At 60.5% G+C, this 16,671-nt stretch carries 13 protein-coding genes; 2 read left to right on the top strand and 11 right to left on the bottom strand.

What is annotated here, in order from left to right:
- Nucleotides 1-46: 46 nt before the first annotated feature.
- Nucleotides 47-1,876: a hypothetical protein gene (locus tag ACZ2HM_RS17015; protein ID WP_470425786.1), complete on the top strand. Its 1,830-nt coding sequence runs from the start codon at nt 47-49 to the stop codon at nt 1,874-1,876.
- Between the two features lie 292 nt (nt 1,877-2,168).
- Here the strand turns inward: ACZ2HM_RS17015 and ACZ2HM_RS17010 are convergent, their stop codons facing one another.
- Nucleotides 2,169-3,215 carry a Rieske 2Fe-2S domain-containing protein gene (locus ACZ2HM_RS17010; protein ID WP_470425785.1) on the bottom strand — a complete coding sequence of 349 codons (1,047 nt, stop codon included), beginning with the start codon at nt 3,213-3,215 and terminating at the stop codon, nt 2,169-2,171.
- A 120-nt stretch (nt 3,216-3,335) separates the two neighbouring features.
- Between ACZ2HM_RS17010 and ACZ2HM_RS17005 the strand changes: the two genes are divergently transcribed.
- Nucleotides 3,336-3,980 carry a TetR/AcrR family transcriptional regulator gene (locus ACZ2HM_RS17005; protein WP_052027529.1) on the top strand — a complete coding sequence of 215 codons (645 nt, stop codon included), beginning with the start codon at nt 3,336-3,338 and terminating at the stop codon, nt 3,978-3,980.
- Nucleotides 3,981-4,308: 328 nt separating this feature from the next.
- Here ACZ2HM_RS17005 and ACZ2HM_RS17000 read toward each other — a convergent pair whose 3' ends face one another.
- The 10 genes from ACZ2HM_RS17000 to ACZ2HM_RS16955 form a co-directional block, all read right to left on the bottom strand.
- Nucleotides 4,309-5,733, bottom strand: coding sequence for a PHP domain-containing protein (locus tag ACZ2HM_RS17000; protein WP_470425784.1), 1,425 nt, complete (start codon nt 5,731-5,733; stop codon nt 4,309-4,311).
- A gap of 90 nt (nt 5,734-5,823) precedes the next feature.
- Complete coding sequence (locus ACZ2HM_RS16995; protein WP_470425783.1) at nt 5,824-8,862, bottom strand: TonB-dependent receptor; 3,039 nt, start codon at nt 8,860-8,862, stop codon at nt 5,824-5,826.
- Nucleotides 8,863-8,956: 94 nt separating this feature from the next.
- Nucleotides 8,957-9,880 (bottom strand): FecR family protein, encoded by a 924-nt coding sequence (locus ACZ2HM_RS16990; protein WP_470425782.1) that lies wholly within the window; start codon nt 9,878-9,880, stop codon nt 8,957-8,959.
- A gap of 1 nt (nt 9,881) precedes the next feature.
- The gene (locus ACZ2HM_RS16985) at nt 9,882-10,382 is read right to left on the bottom strand and encodes an RNA polymerase sigma factor (RefSeq protein WP_470425781.1); all 501 of its coding nucleotides are present in this window, start codon (nt 10,380-10,382) and stop codon (nt 9,882-9,884) included.
- A 110-nt stretch (nt 10,383-10,492) separates the two neighbouring features.
- A complete protein-coding gene (locus ACZ2HM_RS16980) occupies nt 10,493-11,746 on the bottom strand; it encodes an aromatic ring-hydroxylating oxygenase subunit alpha (RefSeq protein ID WP_037476135.1) in 1,254 nt (417 codons plus the stop codon).
- Nucleotides 11,747-11,965: 219 nt separating this feature from the next.
- Nucleotides 11,966-12,454, bottom strand: coding sequence for a DUF3237 domain-containing protein (locus tag ACZ2HM_RS16975; protein WP_470425780.1), 489 nt, complete (start codon nt 12,452-12,454; stop codon nt 11,966-11,968).
- Entirely contained in the window at nt 12,444-13,340 is an 897-nt protein-coding gene (locus tag ACZ2HM_RS16970; RefSeq protein ID WP_470425779.1) for a kinase, read from the bottom strand. The genes ACZ2HM_RS16975 and ACZ2HM_RS16970 overlap by 11 nt, the downstream gene beginning before the upstream one ends.
- On the bottom strand, nt 13,340-14,311 hold the full coding sequence (locus ACZ2HM_RS16965; RefSeq protein WP_470425778.1) for a 2-hydroxyacid dehydrogenase: 972 nt from the start codon (nt 14,309-14,311) through the stop codon (nt 13,340-13,342). Before ACZ2HM_RS16965 ends, ACZ2HM_RS16970 begins: the two co-directional genes overlap by 1 nt.
- A gap of 9 nt (nt 14,312-14,320) precedes the next feature.
- The gene (locus ACZ2HM_RS16960) at nt 14,321-15,235 is read right to left on the bottom strand and encodes a TauD/TfdA dioxygenase family protein (protein ID WP_470425777.1); all 915 of its coding nucleotides are present in this window, start codon (nt 15,233-15,235) and stop codon (nt 14,321-14,323) included.
- A gap of 14 nt (nt 15,236-15,249) precedes the next feature.
- Nucleotides 15,250-16,668 (bottom strand): MFS transporter, encoded by a 1,419-nt coding sequence (locus ACZ2HM_RS16955; protein ID WP_470425776.1) that lies wholly within the window; start codon nt 16,666-16,668, stop codon nt 15,250-15,252.
- Between the last annotated feature and the right edge of the window lie 3 nt (nt 16,669-16,671).

Here is a 16,671-nt window from a genome sequence, read left to right as displayed (position 1 = left end):
TAGTATATAAATATTTCTATCTGCTAATTGATTATCAGGAAAATCAATGACAGTTCGCAAACATAATGATGAAATTTTCAAGCCGATATTCTTACATTCATCATTCCGAACTGGAAGCACTTGGCTTTGGTCTAAGTTCAGAGAAAATCCCAAATGTTATTGCTACTATGAAATATTCAACGAAATTCTTGAAGATATAAATTTCAAGAATATTCTTCAATCTCCTTCGACTTGGAATTCCCACCACCCAGCAGGTGCGCCCTATTTTTCAGAATTCAGCCCACTTCTCAAGAAAGTCAAAGGCATAGAGGGCTTTGACCAAGAAATGGCGTTTTCAGATTTTTTTCTGGAATTAAATGGCGACCGTGACCGAGTTAATAAAACAAGCGCCTATCTTGCTTCTCTTGTGAATCTGGCACAGCAGAATCGCCGAGTGCCCGTTCTATCTTGTACGCGAAGCATCGCACGCGTTGATATGATAAAGAGCCAAATTGGCGGCACACACATTTTTATCAAGAGAAGCCTTCTTAACCAATGGTTTTCTTACTCAAATCAATCACAAAATTGCAATCCATATTTTTTTAAAACAATTTTGAAAACAGTAAATTCAAAAAATCAGAAAGATTTTATATTAAAAATCAAAAGTTTTTTGGCGGAAAATATTTCCGGTGAAGTTTATTCAAAAGACGATCATGATATCCTACTTATCGGTTTTTTATGTATTCATATTTACATGAACTTTAGATATAAAGATCATTTTGATATAAAAATTGACTTCAGCAAGTCCCCATCAAAATCTGATTTAGACATAGCTGAGCGTATGATCATGGATCATACATCTTTAAGCGTCGATCTGTCTGACTACAGCGATATCATTTCAGCACCGCAAAGATTGATCGAGGACATAGATCGCGTCGTTAGCATGGTGCGCTCACTGTTTGCGCAAGGTATCGATGGCACCAATGACGATATGCTTCGCCTTGCCGTAGATAGCGAACTTGCAGCCTTTCGGGAAGGGTATGAGCAATATTGTCGCATAGCGGGATCAGCGCATCTTCAACTGGAAATGGGTGACGTTGCTCACAGGCATTTGCAGGAGCGTTTTAATGCCGTTACCGATGAACTGAATGAGACTCAGTCCGCCGCCAACCGACAAGCGGAGGAATTGGCGGCGCGGATAAAGACCGCATCAGACGATCTGGAAAATAGTGTCTTGCGCCTACAAGAAGCAGAACGGGATTTGCAGGCAGAGCGTCCGCTCCATCAATCGCTGACCGATCAATTGGCACAGGCCATGGGGCGGATTGAAACGCTGGAGCAAGAGTTGGCGCAGAGCCGGGCGTATTATGGCGAGCTTGATCGCCGATATGCGGAGAGCGAACAGGGCCGCATATCCGTCGCGGCAGAAATGCAGGCAGCCCAGGAAAAATGCGCTGCCCTCGAACATGATGTTCAGCAGGCAGCGAATAGAGCGCGGGCGCTCAGCGACCAGCTCGATGCGGCAGAGGCTGATAAGCAGGCGCACCATCAGTCGCTGACCGGTCAATTGGCACAGGCCATGGGGCGGATTGAAACGCTGGAGCAAGAGTTGGCGCAAAGCCGGGCCTATTATGGCGCGCTTGAACGCCGATATGCGGAGAGCGAACAGGGCCGCATATCCGTTGCGGCTAAAATGCAGGCAGCCTTGGAAAGATGTTCCGCTCTTGAACATGATGTTCAGCAGGCAAACCATGCGCTCGAACAGCAACGCGGAGAAATGCATCAGGTTCTCGCCGAAATTGAGTTTATTTCTAGCGGAAGGGCAGAAGAGTATGATGCCTTTGATCGCCGATGGTCTACTATGATGAATAGAATTAATAATAATTCATCTAAATAATAATAATTATGAATATTTTTGGTTAAATTTTCAACATTCTATATAATAATATAAATATATGACGGACGAAAAAAATATGTCATTTTGACGAAACACTTGATCCACTGGTGTACGGCAGAGAGGTTGTGGACGCTCTCGAACGAGAGAGCAGTCTTGTTATAGCGGGTAGCGATACAACGCTATTGATTGAGCACGCCAAACATTCGATTGACGCTATTTCAGTCCTTTTAGCGCCGATATTCGAGATGTTCAGGCAGCTTGCGGTTCAAGCGTGGTCGAGACATCTTTCCAATCAAGCGCAGCCCGTCTCAGCGAAAATCTGTGCTTCCAATCGACGGCGAACTTTCAGCGCGCCATTGTCAATTCGCGCGCTGATCTCGGTCGGCAGCGTTGCACCCGATTGCAGCACGGCTTCGATTGTTTCGATGGCATCGATGTCTTCGGGCTGTATGCGCGTACCCATTCCCAGGTTCATCGTGGCCAGGGCTGGATTGTCGAGGCCGAAATTACGTGCGGTATTGACGAAATAGTGCAGCCGGGTCGGCGATGCAGGCGTGATCATGTGCAGAAAATTCTGAATGCCCAGCACGGTGCCACTAGCGGCGTCGCTTATAGCGCCACCGGTGCGGATCAGGCAGGGGCCGAGATATTCTGCATCAAACTGCTGATGGACCGGCCCTTTCTGATGGGGGAATTGCATCTGGATCAGCGGATTGAGCGGCAGGTTCTGACCGTTGCGCTGGACGGTAAGGCTGCGCTCGGTCTCGGCCAGCGTGACCGGAATTTCGACCACCTTGCTCCCGCCCGGAATGGTGTTGGCGTGAATGAAGGTGACATGGCTGAGATCGAGCAGATTTTCGATCAAGAGCGTGTAACGCGCATCGACGGTGGCAAGCGGATGCTGTTCAACGACCCAGTCGAGATTGCCAGGTCCGATCGCTTCCATATCGGGGATCAGGCCAGGATCGGCGAGGCTTTCTTGTCCGGTCCAGATCCACAGCAGATTGCCTCGTTCCACGATCGGGTAGCGGCGCAGAGCTGATTTTTGCGGCACATTTTTCTGGCTGGGCACAAACTGGCAATGCCCGTCAGCAGCAAAAGTAAAGCCGTGATACCCACATTGCACGGCATCCCCGACCAAGCGCCCGCGTTCCAGCGGGAAGGCGCGATGGGGACAGATGCCTGCCAGCGCAACCGGATCACCATTTTCTGTGCGATAGAACAGCACCGGCTCGCCCAGAATGTCCCTGGCCAGCAACGTCCGGCCCAGTTCCGATGCGTAGGCCGCGACCCACCATTGGTTACGCGGATAGGGTTGATCAGCGGCAAGCGGATACATGGCTCTCTCCCAAGACGGTTCAGTTTTTCACGAGTCTAGTGTTTGTCATATGACCAAGATATTTGTCAACCGACAAACTTGACCCTTGCGCCGGGCGTGCGGGACCGGCAAACGGGGCGGATGAATAAAGGAAAGAAGCCGCCAAAGGACAGCAGTCCCGCCCGCTATGATGGTCAGGAAAATCGACGGCTCGTTCTCGATGCAGCGCTGCGGGTTTTTTCGGATCTGGGCTTTGAAGGCGCCAGTACGCGGGCGATAGCGGCGGCGGCGGGTATCGAGCAGGGCCATCTTGCCTATTATTTCCCTTCGAAAATGGCGCTTTGGCAGCAGGTTATCGAAACATTCGCACGTCAGGGCGAGGCATATCTAAGGGCGCATCTAACGCCTGATGCGCTGGCCAACCCCGTCGCTACCGCCCATAAGGTTTTGCCGGACTTTCTGCGGACCTTCGCGTCAAATCCCCGCCTGACGCGCCTGATGCTTCAGGAATTTTCTGTCCTGTCGGCACGCCACGAATGGGTGGTCGCCAATTTCGGCCAACCGGTTTGGCGGTTGCTCGAACCTTTGTTCGACGGGTTGCAGGCGCAACGCCGACTGGCGGGTGCAGAGCCGGTCATGGCCTATTTCACACTGATCGGTGCCGCACTGATAACATTCGGCAACCCGGAACTGATCGCGCGACTCGCAGGGGTGGAGGCAAACGAAACCCAATGGGTGGATAAGGCTATTGACCATATGCTGGTGCCCATTTTCGCTTCTGCCTGACCAAGCGCTCCCTTCGCCAGCGATACGCTTGGGCAATGAACGGGATCAGCGCTGCATCCGGTTTTACTGTGGAACTATTATGGTGACCGCGAGCCGCGCCGCCATCTGTCCGGTGTCGCAATGGATAGTGATACCTTTCTGTCCGACCTCGACACGCATGAGCAGTGCGCAAGGGTAGCGCAGTCCCTGCCCCGCAGCTTGACCGCAATTTCTACGCTCGTCTGCTCGACCACGGGCTGTCTGTGAGGACAGATCGCAAGCTAGTGCCCCACCCTTCCTGCCCGAAGTGCATCCAGTTGCCCCGGTTCCACTGCGGCCTGACGTCTGCCTATCGATCGATGTAGATCGGGTTGGAATAGAACCACAGGTCGTTCCAGGGATTTTCGCCCACGGGGTCGGGACCGGGTTCGGTTTGCGTCGTGTTCGTGCCACGGACGCGGAGGTAGCGGGGCATGTCCTGTGCGCCGATGCGGTGTTCGACGACGTGATAATCGCCTTCCTGCTTCCATTGCTGGGCGGTGAAGCGGCGAATGACCTTGGCCGTCGCGTTGCGATCACCCGCCGCTGCGGAGGGGCCGCCTGCGATGAGGTCGACATGATCCAGCTTTGGCACGTCGCCATGGGCGTTCGCCGTGCGGGCCGGTCGCCATCGGATTGTCACGACGATGTCCTCGCCGCCCGGCACGGCGAGCGTATCGCCAATGGCGGCAGGCTGACCGGGCATCCGTACGCGGGCCGCCGTAAAATCCAGCGCGTCGATAAGGTCGCCCGTCACCGCGAAGACGCGCCCGCTACGCAAGCCGTCCAGAATGTCCGCGCCGGTCGGTGTCGCCAACACCCATGTCTTGGCATATTCGCCGGGCCAGAAATCGGCCCCGCCCGCCGTCCAGTGGCCATGCGAATCCGACGTGGCCGTGATCGTCCAGTGCAGCCCCTGGCCAAGCAGGGCATCCCATCCGCCGCCAAGCGTGGCGACCATCTGATCGAAGCCGCCCATCGTGGGATATCCACCATAGAGGCCGCGCGACCCGTGCGCTGCGTCCAGTCCCGGCTTGGAGGCTGCCGCCTGATGCCCAGGAGCACCCTCCATGCCGATCGCGACATGGGGCGCGGCATCATGCCAGGCCCGATATTCGGCGGGCGCATGAAGCCCCCATTGGCCAAGGCCCGTCGCCGTTCGTGACGGATGAGTGCCGATGACGACAGGGGCATTCGGCAAGTCGGCCATATAGCCGAGGGCCGCGATCATGCGGGACTTGGTGTTGCGGGCCGGGTCGGCCGGGAACGCCTCGCGCTTGCCGAAGCGCGATTCGATAGCGCGCAACGTATCGCGCTCCTGCGCGTCGATCGGCAGGATCAGGCTGGCATGTTCGCCGCCGGGCACGTCGAACTCGGCGCCGTAGAACAGGACGAGGTCCGACACGGCCTTGCGTGCCGCGACGACATCGGGCCAAGCGCGGTCATGGTTGAGGACCGAATGACGGGGTCCGCCATGGTCCGTCGACACCATCCATGACAGGCCGAAACGGCGCGCCATCCGGGCGTTTTCGACAATGGTGTGCGACGAGTCGCCGCCGATGATCGGCGCGGGCGGCGCATGGGGATGGGCCGGGTCGGCGCGATATTGCGCGCTGTAGATGCTATGCACATGATGGTCGCCCGCAAGCCAGCGGCGACCATCGGCGGGACGAGCCTGTACCGGCCCTGCCAGGGCGCACAGGGCGAACGACCCGATGACGAACATGCGGTACATGCAGCTTCCTCGTCGAAAAATCCGTTTTGGGGGCGTGCCGCACCGTATCGAGGCGATGGCCCCGCCACGGTGCGGCAACAGCGGCCAGGGTCAGAATTTGGCGCGGACGCCGAAGTTGACCGTGCGGCCGAATGTGTGGATTTCGCTGACTTCCTGCTCCGTTCCGGCGAAGGACACCTGGCGCTGGTCGAACAGGTTCACCGCCTGCACGAACATCTCCACATTGGGCTTGATCTGATAGCTGGCGCCCAGATCGACGATACCGAACCCCTTTTGATAATAGGGCACGACATCTTCCGGGCTGGGCAGCGATGTGACCACCGCCCCGGCATCCGTCATATAATCGCTGCGATAGGTGTAGCTGAGGTTGATTTCGAACGGCCCCGATTCGAAGAAGGGCGTGATCGAATAGCTGACGTCGGACACGCCCTGGATACCTGCCGACTGAAGGCCGACGCCCGTGCGATCAAGCTCCAGCTTCGACGTGGCGAAGGTCGCGGTCGCCGTGACCCCCAGGCCGAATGGCAGCTTTTTCGTATAGCCGAACTCGATGCCGGATATGGTGGCATCCCCGACATTGGTCGGCGTCGACACCAGAATATCCACCGGCAGCGTCGATCCGTCGTTGACGGCAAAGGCCAGCGTGCGCGTCTCGAAATCCGACGCGACATAATCGCTGATGTCCTTGTGGAACGCTGCGACCGTGAACGCGCCGAACTTGTCGAAATACCATTCGAAGGAAACGTCCAGGTTCCACGACGTATAGGGACGCAGGTTCGGATTGCCCGCCGCTGCGGTCAGGTTGAGCGTCGGGTCAGCGAGCGCCGCCGCGCCTTCGTTGAAGATGCTCGTCACCGTCACGCTGTTCGTGTTGATGGAATTGCGCAATTCCGACAGCGACGGCCGCGTCATCGTCCGGGCGACGCCAAGCCGCAACTGCATATTGTCCGCGATTTCGAACATGGCGTTGGCGCTGGGCAGGAACTCGCCATAGCTCGCCTTGGTGGTGGTCGGCGTCACCTGCGTCGTCACCCCGCCCGCGCCATCGGAAACGGGCGCTATCGTCGTGCCGCGAACATTGGTGCGGGTGCGCACATAGCGCAGGCCGAAATTGCCGGTGACCGGGACGTTGCCGACAATCGATTCGAAGTCGAGCCGACCATAGCCCGCCAGGATCTTTTCGCCGATCCGGTAGGAATTTTGGAGGTCGGCCGCCGTCGGATCAAGGTCGTAGGCGCTGGGGCTGACGCCGTCATATTCGCTGCCCAGCGTATAGGCCTGGTTGAACAACGCCCAATCGACGCTGCCCCATGTCTGGCGATTGGCGATCGATTGGTCGAAGGCGTTGCTGGCCACCGGATATTGCAGGAACGCATCCGTCCGGGTCGCGCCGCTCCGCAGCACGGCATTGTTGCGATCACGACGCTGATAATCGCGATAGCGATCGGACAGCTGCCCACCGAAACGCAGCCGCGTGAAGTTCACGCCACCCAGGCCGAAATCGATGTCGCGCGCTATATTGACGATGGCGCTCTTGTCTTCGTCTTCCGAATTGATCGGCCGGATCGCAAAGCTTTCGAACGGCATGACCGACGGATCGGTCAGGTCAAGATCGGTGTAGAGCGATGTGATGCGCTGATTGCCCAGCACGTCGCCGCGAAAATCGAAGGTCAGATTGCCGCCCGCACCGCTGCGGGTGCGATATTGTACCCGCTGGATCGGCGTGTCGAGACCGCTGCGCGCCCGCGCATAGCTGACCCGCGGTTCGATCTGCCAGCCCCCAAGGTCCAGCTTCATCGTCGCATTGAGCTGCAGATTCTGGTGCGACTGATCCATATTTTCGCTGTAGTTGCGGATGCGCGCGCCCCGGATCGTGCCCGCGACCAGCCGTCCGTCCTCGACCACCGCACTGGACAGGTCGAGCCGCGACAATTCGTTGGGAATATAATAGGTCAGCCGCTGTTCGACCGTCTTGTTGTTGAACTGCGAATAGAGGCCGTTAATGTCGATCTCGAACGTGGATGACGGACGCCATTGGACGCCCAGCACCGCACTGATCCGCTCGCGATCCTCAAGCTCCAGATAGGGCTGCGCATCGCCTGGCACGCGCAACGTGCCCAGGCCCTCGACCTCCGCTTCCTGCCACCCCATGCGCAGGCGGTCGAACTGCACCTCGCGCCGCGAATAGGACAGCCCGCCCAGCAGGCCGAAAGTGCCGTCCGCATTGCGCCAGCCCCCCGATATCGTGCCATTGGGATTGACCGTGTCGGTGCGCTCTTCATACCCCGCATAGGCATTGGCGGCGATAAACGATGGGCGATCGAGCGGCTTGATCAGGCGGATATCGACCGACGATCCGATCCCGCTTTCGACCAGGTCGGCGGTGGGCGACTTGACCACCACCACACTGTCGATCAATGTCGCGGGCAGGATTTGCAGACGGAACTGACGCCCCGACTGGCCCGAATTGCGGATATTCTCGTTATAAGCGAGCGGCATGCCGTCGAACGTGACCGACTGGAAATTCGGCCCCAGGCCGCGCACGCTGATGAACTGCCCCTCGCCCGCCTCGCGGACGATGGTAACGCCGGGCACGCGCTGCAAAGCCTCGGCCACGTTGAACGCCGGCAGCTTGCCGATATCGGCCGCGACGACCGCATCCGCGATCGAATCGGCTTTACGCTTCAAATCGAGCGACCGGCCGACGCCTTCGGAAAAGCTGGCCGTCACGACGATATTGTTGCTCGCAGCCGAATCAAGGTTGGCGCTTGCCGGCGTTTCTGCGGCCGCCGCCGTCTGAGGGCGAACGATCAGCGCCCCCGCGCGATCACGCACGACGACGAGCGACGTGCCCGCGACCAGTCGGCGTGCCGCCGTTTCCGCGTCAAACATGCCCGACAAAGCGGGTGCCCGCAGTTGCGCCACGGCGTCGCGCGTGAAGAGGATGTCCTGACCGCTCTGGCGCGCCAGCTGTTCAAGCGCGCTGGCCATCGGCTGGGCTGCCATGGTCACGCGCATCTGGCGCGACTGGCCCTGCGTCTGCGCCTGCAGCGTGGCCGACATCGCCATGGAGGAAAGCGTGAGGGCGAGCGCCGCCGATCGGCAAAGCTGCCGTTTCAAACTGATCATAATGTGATGTCCCTGTTCGGCGTTCCCCGCGAGCGCCGCTTATATCCTCGTCGCTGGGGCTCGGTATTTCCCCACCCCCCGCATGCAAATAAAATCAGTACATGCTGGCGATGCGGACGGCGTCGGCCTGTGCGGTGACGCGAATGGGCAGCAGGACGGCGAGCGAGCGGGCGAAGGCTTCGGGATCACCGACGCTGTAGACGCCACTGACGCGCATGGCCGCAGCCTTGGCGTCGGACACGACCAGCGCCCGTTCGGCGTAGCGGTTCATCTCCGCCGCCGCCTCGGCGACCGTCTGATCGCGGAAGGCCAGGCGACCGCTCTGCCACGCCGTCAGGTCTTCCAGTTCCGGCCGGTCGAGTTGATCGGGATGCCCGGCCGTCATGGCGATGCGATGCCCTTGCGACAGCAGGACCGGCGCCTGCATCGCCTCGACACGGGCGCTGCCCTGAATAGCCGTCAGCATCACTTGATCGTCATCGCGGCGCAGATCGAGCCGGGCCACGTCCGCCACCGCCCGCCTGTCACCCGCCTCGATGACGAAGGGCCGCGGATCGCGGGCGATATCCAGGTTGATGCGACCCGTTTCGAGCGAGAGCAGGCGCATGGTTTCGCGCGCCCGGAACCGGATCTGCGTATTGGTGTCCAGCATGACGCGGGTGCCGTCATCCAGCATCAGGCGGCGCTGTTCGCCAACGCCTGTCCGGTACACGCCAGCCTGCGCCTGCTGCCATCCGACCGTCAGCCCCGCGGACAGGATGATTCCGACGCCCCCGGCCATGACGGCCCGGCGCGACAATCGCTGCGGCGCGGGCGCGCTGCGTGGATCGTCGCGAAGGCCGCCGACGGCGTCCCAGACGGTGGAGCTGTGATCGAAGGCGAGGGCATGGGACGGATCAGCATTCAACCAGGCGCGAAATGCCGCTTCGTCCTGGGTGGATCGGTTGTCGGCGTGTAAGCGCGCAAGCCAATCCGCTGCCTGCCGGTTCACATTTTCCGGCTTGCTGCGGAAGTTCACGTCACCAATGCTCCATCCATTCGGCCAGATGCGCCATCGCTTTTGCGATATGTTTTTCGACTGCGCTCTGGCTGATCCCCAACTCCTCGGCGATCTCGCGATATTTACGCCCGTCCAGGCGATACATCAAGAAAATCTGGCGGGTACGGGGGCTGAGTTGCGCGACCCCGCCGCGCACATGGTCCAGACGTTCTCGCGCGATCATCACTTCGTCCTGCAGGGGGAAGCTGTCTGCGACGCTGTCGCTCGTGGTTTCCGCCACGATCGTCGAACCGACCCGCCGTTCCCGGCGATAGGCATCGATACCGCGATTGGCCGCGATCCGCGCGAGCAAGGCTTCGGCATTGTCGGCCTGTGTCCGCCGCGCCGCCACGCTGAGCCACGCATCCTGCAGCAGATCGTCGGCATCGTCGCGCCGGGTCATGCGCGCAATCTGATTGCGCAGCCTGACCCAGCTAAAGCCCAGCGCCCCTTCGCGCGTCGATGCCTTTGAACATTCCATCGCCGCGCGTCTAGGAATGGGGCGATACGATTTCATGACAGATCGGCGTCAGCATCATGACATGCACGGCGATGCGGGACATCCTGCACGAGGCGTCCGGCGGGCGTCTCCTATTCCACGAAGGGCGCAAGCACTTGCTGGACGCGAAGCCGTTCGGGAATCTGGTCCGCGCCGATCACGCGGTCGATCTGTTCATGGGCATGATAGATGCGGCGCTCCTGATAGTTGAGCACGATCGAGCGGAAGGCTGGGGATTCGGCCGACAGCTGAACGCTCGGCAGGTAGGTCAGATCTTCATCGAGAATGAAGTTGAAGGCCTCGATCTTCTGCTTCCACGCCTCCGGCAATGCGCTTTCGCCATGCGGCAATCCGAACCAGATGACTTCGAAGCGGCTGGTGTTGATCCCCGTGGGCCAGAACAGCAGCAAGGGAAAGCCATTGGCATAGACCGGCGTGGTCAGGTTCGGGAAGGCGGTGAAGGCGGTCACGAACTGCCGGGGGATCGGGCCGACGCTCGGTATATCGGCGATCCCGCCCATACCCATGCTGAAACCGGTTTCCTCCGACACGTCGGCCGTCGGCTGAAAGCCATCATTCCACGGCAGGATGTTGCGCGAGTGGCCGTTTTTGAACAGCGACATCACCGTGCCATGATGATCGACCGCGCATTTGGGGCCAGGCAGGCCGACGCTGCCCCGGTGAACCGAAACGAAGTGATAATTTTCGGCGAAGGCGTCCATCAGGACTTTCCAATTACACGCCACGTCATAGCTGTAGCTGGTGATGTAGCTGAGCTTGTCGAGGTCGAATTGGGCCAACTGGCCCGGCAAGACACCCAGATATTGCTGGAGCGGTTCCGCATCGGGCTCGGCATTGATGAATATCCAGCCGCCCCATGTTTCGCATCGCAGCTTCACCAGGCCGCGCTTCGATTTGTCCAGCCCGTCGAAATCCCGGCTGTCCGGTACGCCGAGCAGTTCGCCGTCCAGATTATAGGTCCAGGCGTGGTAGCCGCAGATCAGCCGCTTGCCCAGGCACGTCCCCTGACGCTCCTGTACGATGCAGCCGCCACGGTGCGAGCAGGTATTGTAGAAGGCGTTGAAGCCGTTTTCCGTCCGCACGACGATGACCGGCATGCCGGGGACGCCCTCGAACTTGAGAAAGCTGCCGACTTTGGGAAACTGATCCTTGTGCCCGGCATAGAGCCAACTGCGCTGCCAGAGATATTTCAGTTCGAGCTGATAGAATTCCGGCGAAATATAGCGCTCGGCCGGGATGTCCGGCAATGGAGGAAAGCCCTCCGGATAGCCCTTACGCCCCTTCTCATAGTCGACGCGTTGCTGCAGCCCCTCGATCGTTTCCATGACGTTGATCTCATCCTCCCATAGATACCCCGTGCATTATTCTGCATTCATGGGGCAGCGGCCGTGCCTGCGGACCACGCAAGGCTGGCCTGGCGCGAGGGAAAGATAGGGCAGGCGGGCGCGGCCCGGCTACGAACATAAATGATAGGTAGGGCGACGGCGATCACAGAGACGTTGAATTCCAGGGACACCGCCAAGCGAGCATATGCCTTGTCCCGATCAGGTGACACGCCAGACCCAAAGCCGGATGGAATCGGGATAGCGCCCGCCCGAACAGACGAAGATGCTGCTATTGAGCCATGCATAGGGACCGAGCGGCGCGATGAATTCGGGTATGGTGCGAAAATAATAGGCTGACGGATCGACCGTGTCACCGGCTGCCAGGCGGGCCATGACCTCGGCAGGCCCGTGGCGCAGGCCGCGATTGCGGATCTGGATGATGGTGCCGTCATCGGTTTCGATGCCATAGGTTGCATCCGCGACGGTGACGCCATCGGACCGCAGAAGTTGCCAATCGCTGCCTCCGCCAAGGATGCGGCCACGGATATGCGGCCCTTCGACCGTGCCCGACAGGATGGGGATGATCCGCCGCATGCCATCGGGCGTTTCCCCGATCGGAATGGGTGCGGCCAGTTCGGCGCTGGCCGCATAGACGAACGCCAACCCTGGTCGAATGGCGTCGGCGGGCACGGCATCTTCAGGAGACATGGGCATCCTCATTTGCAAGGCCCGTACAGGATATCACGTCCTGCCCGGCGCTTAGCTGGAACAATAGGTCGACATGATCCGGCAGGTCGGCGACCATGTGGCGAGTCACACGCTCATAATGGCTGACGAACCGCGCGACTGCGGCGTCGTCCATGATCCCCGGCGCATCCGGCGCGGTCGCCCGCAGCTTATGTTCCTGGAGCAACCGGTTTTTCAAAACATGGTCGAAAGACGGCGGCTTCAACATCACCAGATGATCGATCATCGCGAACCACTGCGCATAGCATGTCTCAAGAGCGCTGTTCACATGACGCCGCCAGATGCCGTCGGGATCCTCCTGCGCCTCCAGCGCATTGAGCGGCTGCTCCAGGGCGGCGGCAGGCTGCGGGCGCGCGCCCACGCACCAGCCTTCGAACAGCAGGATATCGACCTCGCCCGCATGGCGCGTCCAGTCGGCCTGCGGCAACCGGTCGTCCAACGCCTTGCTGAACCGCGGGATCAGCGTGTCTCGACCGGCGACCATAGCCTCCAGCAGCGCCATGCCCGCATCGACATCATGCGTGCCGGGCACCCCGCGCGTGCGGAACAGGGGGTGGACGTCCCTCGCCATTTGATCCCGCGCCTGCAACGGCAGGTAAAGATCGTCCAGGGAGACGACCGCCGCCGACAGCCCCTGTTCGGGCAACAGTGATGCCTGGAGAAAGCGGCAGACCGTGGATTTCCCGCTGCCCTGCGCACCGTTGATCCCGATGATGAGGGGCCGTCCGGCCGATGCATGCCAATGTGCGATCTGCCGTGCGAGCGGCCGCCACCAGCGATCGACCATCGCCGCATAGGATGGCGGCAATCGCTCGGCGGCGATGAGATCGTCGATGGCGGTCGCCATTACAGGCTGTCCTGAGGCACCCGCCCCTCCCTCCAGTCGTCGAGATTGGCGAGCGCGCGCAGGCCCATCGCCTCCCGCGTCTCCCGCGTCGCGCTGCCCAGATGGGGAAGGAGTACCGTGTTCGGCGCGTCGCGCAGGCGTTGGGAGACATGGGGTTCGCCGACGAAGACATCGAGGCCCGCGCCACCGATCCGCCCGGCTTCCAGCGCATCGACCAGCGCGTCTTCATCGACCACGTCGCCGCGCGCGGTGTTGATCAGGATCGCATGGGGCGCCATCTGCGCGAAGATGGCCCCATCGATGATGTTGCGGGTTTCCGCGCCGCCCGGAATATGCAGCGAGACGACATCGCATTGGGCGACCATCTCGGCCAGCGTTGGCACATAGCGCGCGCCCAGGCGCTGCACTACATCCTGCGCACCGGGACGCCGCGAATAATAGACGATGTCCATGCCAAAGCCGAAACGGGCGCGTTCGGCCATCGCCTGGGCAATGCGGCCGAAACCGACCAGCCCCAGCGTCTTGCCGCGCAGGCTGGTGCCAAGCAGATGGGTCGGCCGCCAGCCCGCCCATTGCCCGGCGCGTAATTCCCGCTCGCCTTCGCCCGCGCGCCGCGACGCCATCAGCATCAGGGTGACGGCGATATCGGCGGTCGCATCCGTCAGGACGCCCGGCGTATTGGTCACGACGACGCCTGCGCCGCGCGCCGCCGCCACATCGATATGATCGATGCCCGCGCCGTAATTGGCGATGATCTTCGCGCGTTGCCCCGCCGTCCCGACAATGCCGGCGTGCAGCTTGTCGGTGATGGTGGGGCAGATGGCGTCATAGTCCTGCATCGCCGCAGCCAGTGCCGCTTGCGTCAGCGGGACGTCATCCTGATTGAACGTCGCATCATAGCGTTCCGCGATCAGCGCCTCGACCCGTTCGGGCCATTTGCGCGTCACCAATAAGCGGGGCTTGTCGGGCATCGTCACGGATCAGCTCTGCGGTGCCGAAGCGGAGAAATAGGCTGTGAAGGGATCGTCGGCATGTTCGGGTGGTTCGCCTTCGCGCACGGTCGTCCGACGCATGTCGCGCCTTTCCTTATAGATGTCGAAATCGCCGCCCCGGTGCATGGTCGCCAGATTGTCCCAGATGACGATGTCGCCCGGTTGGTAGGAGACGCCGAATACATAGTGTGGCTGGGTGGCGAATTCGATCAGATATTTGATGAGCGCGCGCCCTTCCTCGCGTGGCAGGCCAACGACGTCCATCGCATGGCTGCCGATATAGATGGCGGTGCGTCCGGTTGCTTCCTGGTGCATGACCATGGGCTGGCGGGCTTTGGGACGGCCGTCAATCTCCTCCTCGGTGATCGGGAAACCCGCGAGCAGGCGCGAATACCAGAGCGAATGTTCGGCCTGCAGCGTATCGACCTTTTCCTTGATGTCGGCAGGCAGGTCTTCATAGGCCGACCGCATGTCCGCGAAATAGGTCAGCCCGCCTTTCTTGGGCACCTCATAGGCGAGCAACAGCGAATAGGCCGAGCGCAGGTCCATGAAGGAGGAATCGGTATGCCAGAGCCGGTCGCCCTTCTTGTGCAGAACCATATTCTCATCGACCAGTATCTCGCCCGCCGGGGTCAGGTTGCTGGCGTCGAATATCTCCGGCGTGTCCGGGTGACGACGCGGCCGGTTCTTTACCGATGGCGCCGTTTCCAAATGACCGAAATGGCGGCTGAAAGCGACATGGGAGGCATTGTCGAAACCGGTGCCGCGAATGACGCACACGCCCCACTGGTTCATCGCATCCTTGATGGCGGCGACATCGGCGTCGCTCAACGGCTTGCTGACGTCGATGCCGGAAAGCTCGGCACCAAAGCGCGGGGTGATGGGGGTCGCAGTCAAAGCCATGATCATATTTCCTGTTAGGGCTTGGTCGCCACGGCATGCGCCGGAAGGACGATGGTTTCGGTGGGAACGGGCGTGCGGGCCGCTTGGCGCTTGCCGACACGGGCAAGCAGGAGCAGCGAAACGCACGAGAGTAGCGGCGTCGCCGCAAGCAGGACGAACAGCAGGCGGGGGGGCATGTTCATCGCCAGCAGATAGCCGCCCAGCAGCGGTGCGAAGATCGATCCGATCTTGGCCACCGATGTCGCCCAGCCCGCGCCATTGGCGCGGATGGCGCTGGGATAGAAAATGCCCGCGATGGAATGCATGCCGAAATGCGTGCCGCTGATCATCGCCATGCTTAGAAGGGAGAAGGCGGCCAGACCTTGCAGCGAGACGGGAGCGAGGCCCATGACGAGCAGCAGCGGTGCCGCCAGCATCGGATAGAAAGCGATCGCGATCGGCCCCAGCCGGTCGGTAAAGCGCATGAGCGCCAGGCCCGCAAGCGAGCCGCCGATCGAACTGACGGACATGATCATCGCCGCCTGCGTCCGGGTGAAACCGACATCCTCGAAGATGATCGGACCCCAGTTGGACTTGAAATAGACCGCCATCGAACTGCCGATATAGGCAAGCCAGAGCAGGCTGGTGATCGGCCGCAGATCGCCCTTGAACAGGGTGGCGATACGGAAGCCCTTTCCTGTGGCGGGCGCTGTTTCGTCCGTGACCATGAAGCGGTCCTGCGGCCGCGCGCCAAGCCCCGGTGCCAGCGCGTTCAGCGCCTTTGCGATCTTGTCGGGCGATCGCCCCTTTACCGCCAGATAGCGGGCGGATTCAGGGAGCAGGGCAAAGAGGAGCGGGACGAGCAGCAGCGTCGCCACGCCCGACACCATGAATACCGATTGCCAGCCATAGAGCGGCGCGAGCCACACCGTCATTGGCCCTGCGACGACGCCGCCTAGCGTATAGCCCATCATGATGACGGTCACGACGGTCGCCCGATAGCGGCGCGGCACATATTCGATGTTGAGCGCCCAGGCGAGCGGCATCAACCCGCCCAGGGCCACGCCGTTCAGGAAACGCAGCGCCAGCAGCACCTGCATATTGGGCGCGAGCGCAATGGCCATGCTGGTCGCCCCGAACGCCACCACCGACGCGATGATGATCGGGCGTCGCCCATAGCGGTCACCCAGCCAACCAAAAGCGATCCCGCCCAGCATCGCGCCGAACACGCCCATAGCGAACAGTTCGCCCAAGGAAATGACGTCCGCACCGAACCCGTCGCGCAGATAGGGCGCGACGAAGGAAATGACGAGCATGTCGAAACCGTCGAGAAAGGTGACAGTCCACGATATCGCAACGAGGCGGATGACGAACGCATTGATCCGCTGACGTTCGATCACGTCCGTCACCTCGATGACGACGGGGGGCGATGGATCGGTTGCGGTCATGCTCATCGT

This window comes from Sphingobium sp. KKT206 (assembly GCF_055640555.1).
The sequence above is the reverse complement of the archived record's forward strand: the minus strand, read 5'-3'. Positions and strand labels throughout refer to the sequence as shown.

What these genes read in the sequence shown, in the direction of transcription:
- ACZ2HM_RS17010 (WP_470425785.1), bottom strand. Translation starts at nt 3,215, where the DNA reads ATGTATCCGCTTGCCGCTGATCAACCCTATCCGCGTAACCAATGGTGG.
- ACZ2HM_RS17015 (WP_470425786.1), top strand. Translation starts at nt 47, where the DNA reads ATGACAGTTCGCAAACATAATGATGAAATTTTCAAGCCGATATTCTTA.
- ACZ2HM_RS17000 (WP_470425784.1), bottom strand. Translation starts at nt 5,733, where the DNA reads ATGTACCGCATGTTCGTCATCGGGTCGTTCGCCCTGTGCGCCCTGGCA.
- ACZ2HM_RS16955 (WP_470425776.1), bottom strand. Translation starts at nt 16,668, where the DNA reads ATGAGCATGACCGCAACCGATCCATCGCCCCCCGTCGTCATCGAGGTG.
- ACZ2HM_RS16995 (WP_470425783.1), bottom strand. Translation starts at nt 8,862, where the DNA reads ATGATCAGTTTGAAACGGCAGCTTTGCCGATCGGCGGCGCTCGCCCTC.
- ACZ2HM_RS17005 (WP_052027529.1), top strand. Translation starts at nt 3,336, where the DNA reads ATGAATAAAGGAAAGAAGCCGCCAAAGGACAGCAGTCCCGCCCGCTAT.
- ACZ2HM_RS16975 (WP_470425780.1), bottom strand. Translation starts at nt 12,454, where the DNA reads ATGTCTCCTGAAGATGCCGTGCCCGCCGACGCCATTCGACCAGGGTTG.
- ACZ2HM_RS16960 (WP_470425777.1), bottom strand. Translation starts at nt 15,235, where the DNA reads ATGGCTTTGACTGCGACCCCCATCACCCCGCGCTTTGGTGCCGAGCTT.
- ACZ2HM_RS16980 (WP_037476135.1), bottom strand. Translation starts at nt 11,746, where the DNA reads ATGGAAACGATCGAGGGGCTGCAGCAACGCGTCGACTATGAGAAGGGG.
- ACZ2HM_RS16965 (WP_470425778.1), bottom strand. Translation starts at nt 14,311, where the DNA reads ATGCCCGACAAGCCCCGCTTATTGGTGACGCGCAAATGGCCCGAACGG.
- ACZ2HM_RS16970 (WP_470425779.1), bottom strand. Translation starts at nt 13,340, where the DNA reads ATGGCGACCGCCATCGACGATCTCATCGCCGCCGAGCGATTGCCGCCA.
- ACZ2HM_RS16985 (WP_470425781.1), bottom strand. Translation starts at nt 10,382, where the DNA reads ATGGAATGTTCAAAGGCATCGACGCGCGAAGGGGCGCTGGGCTTTAGC.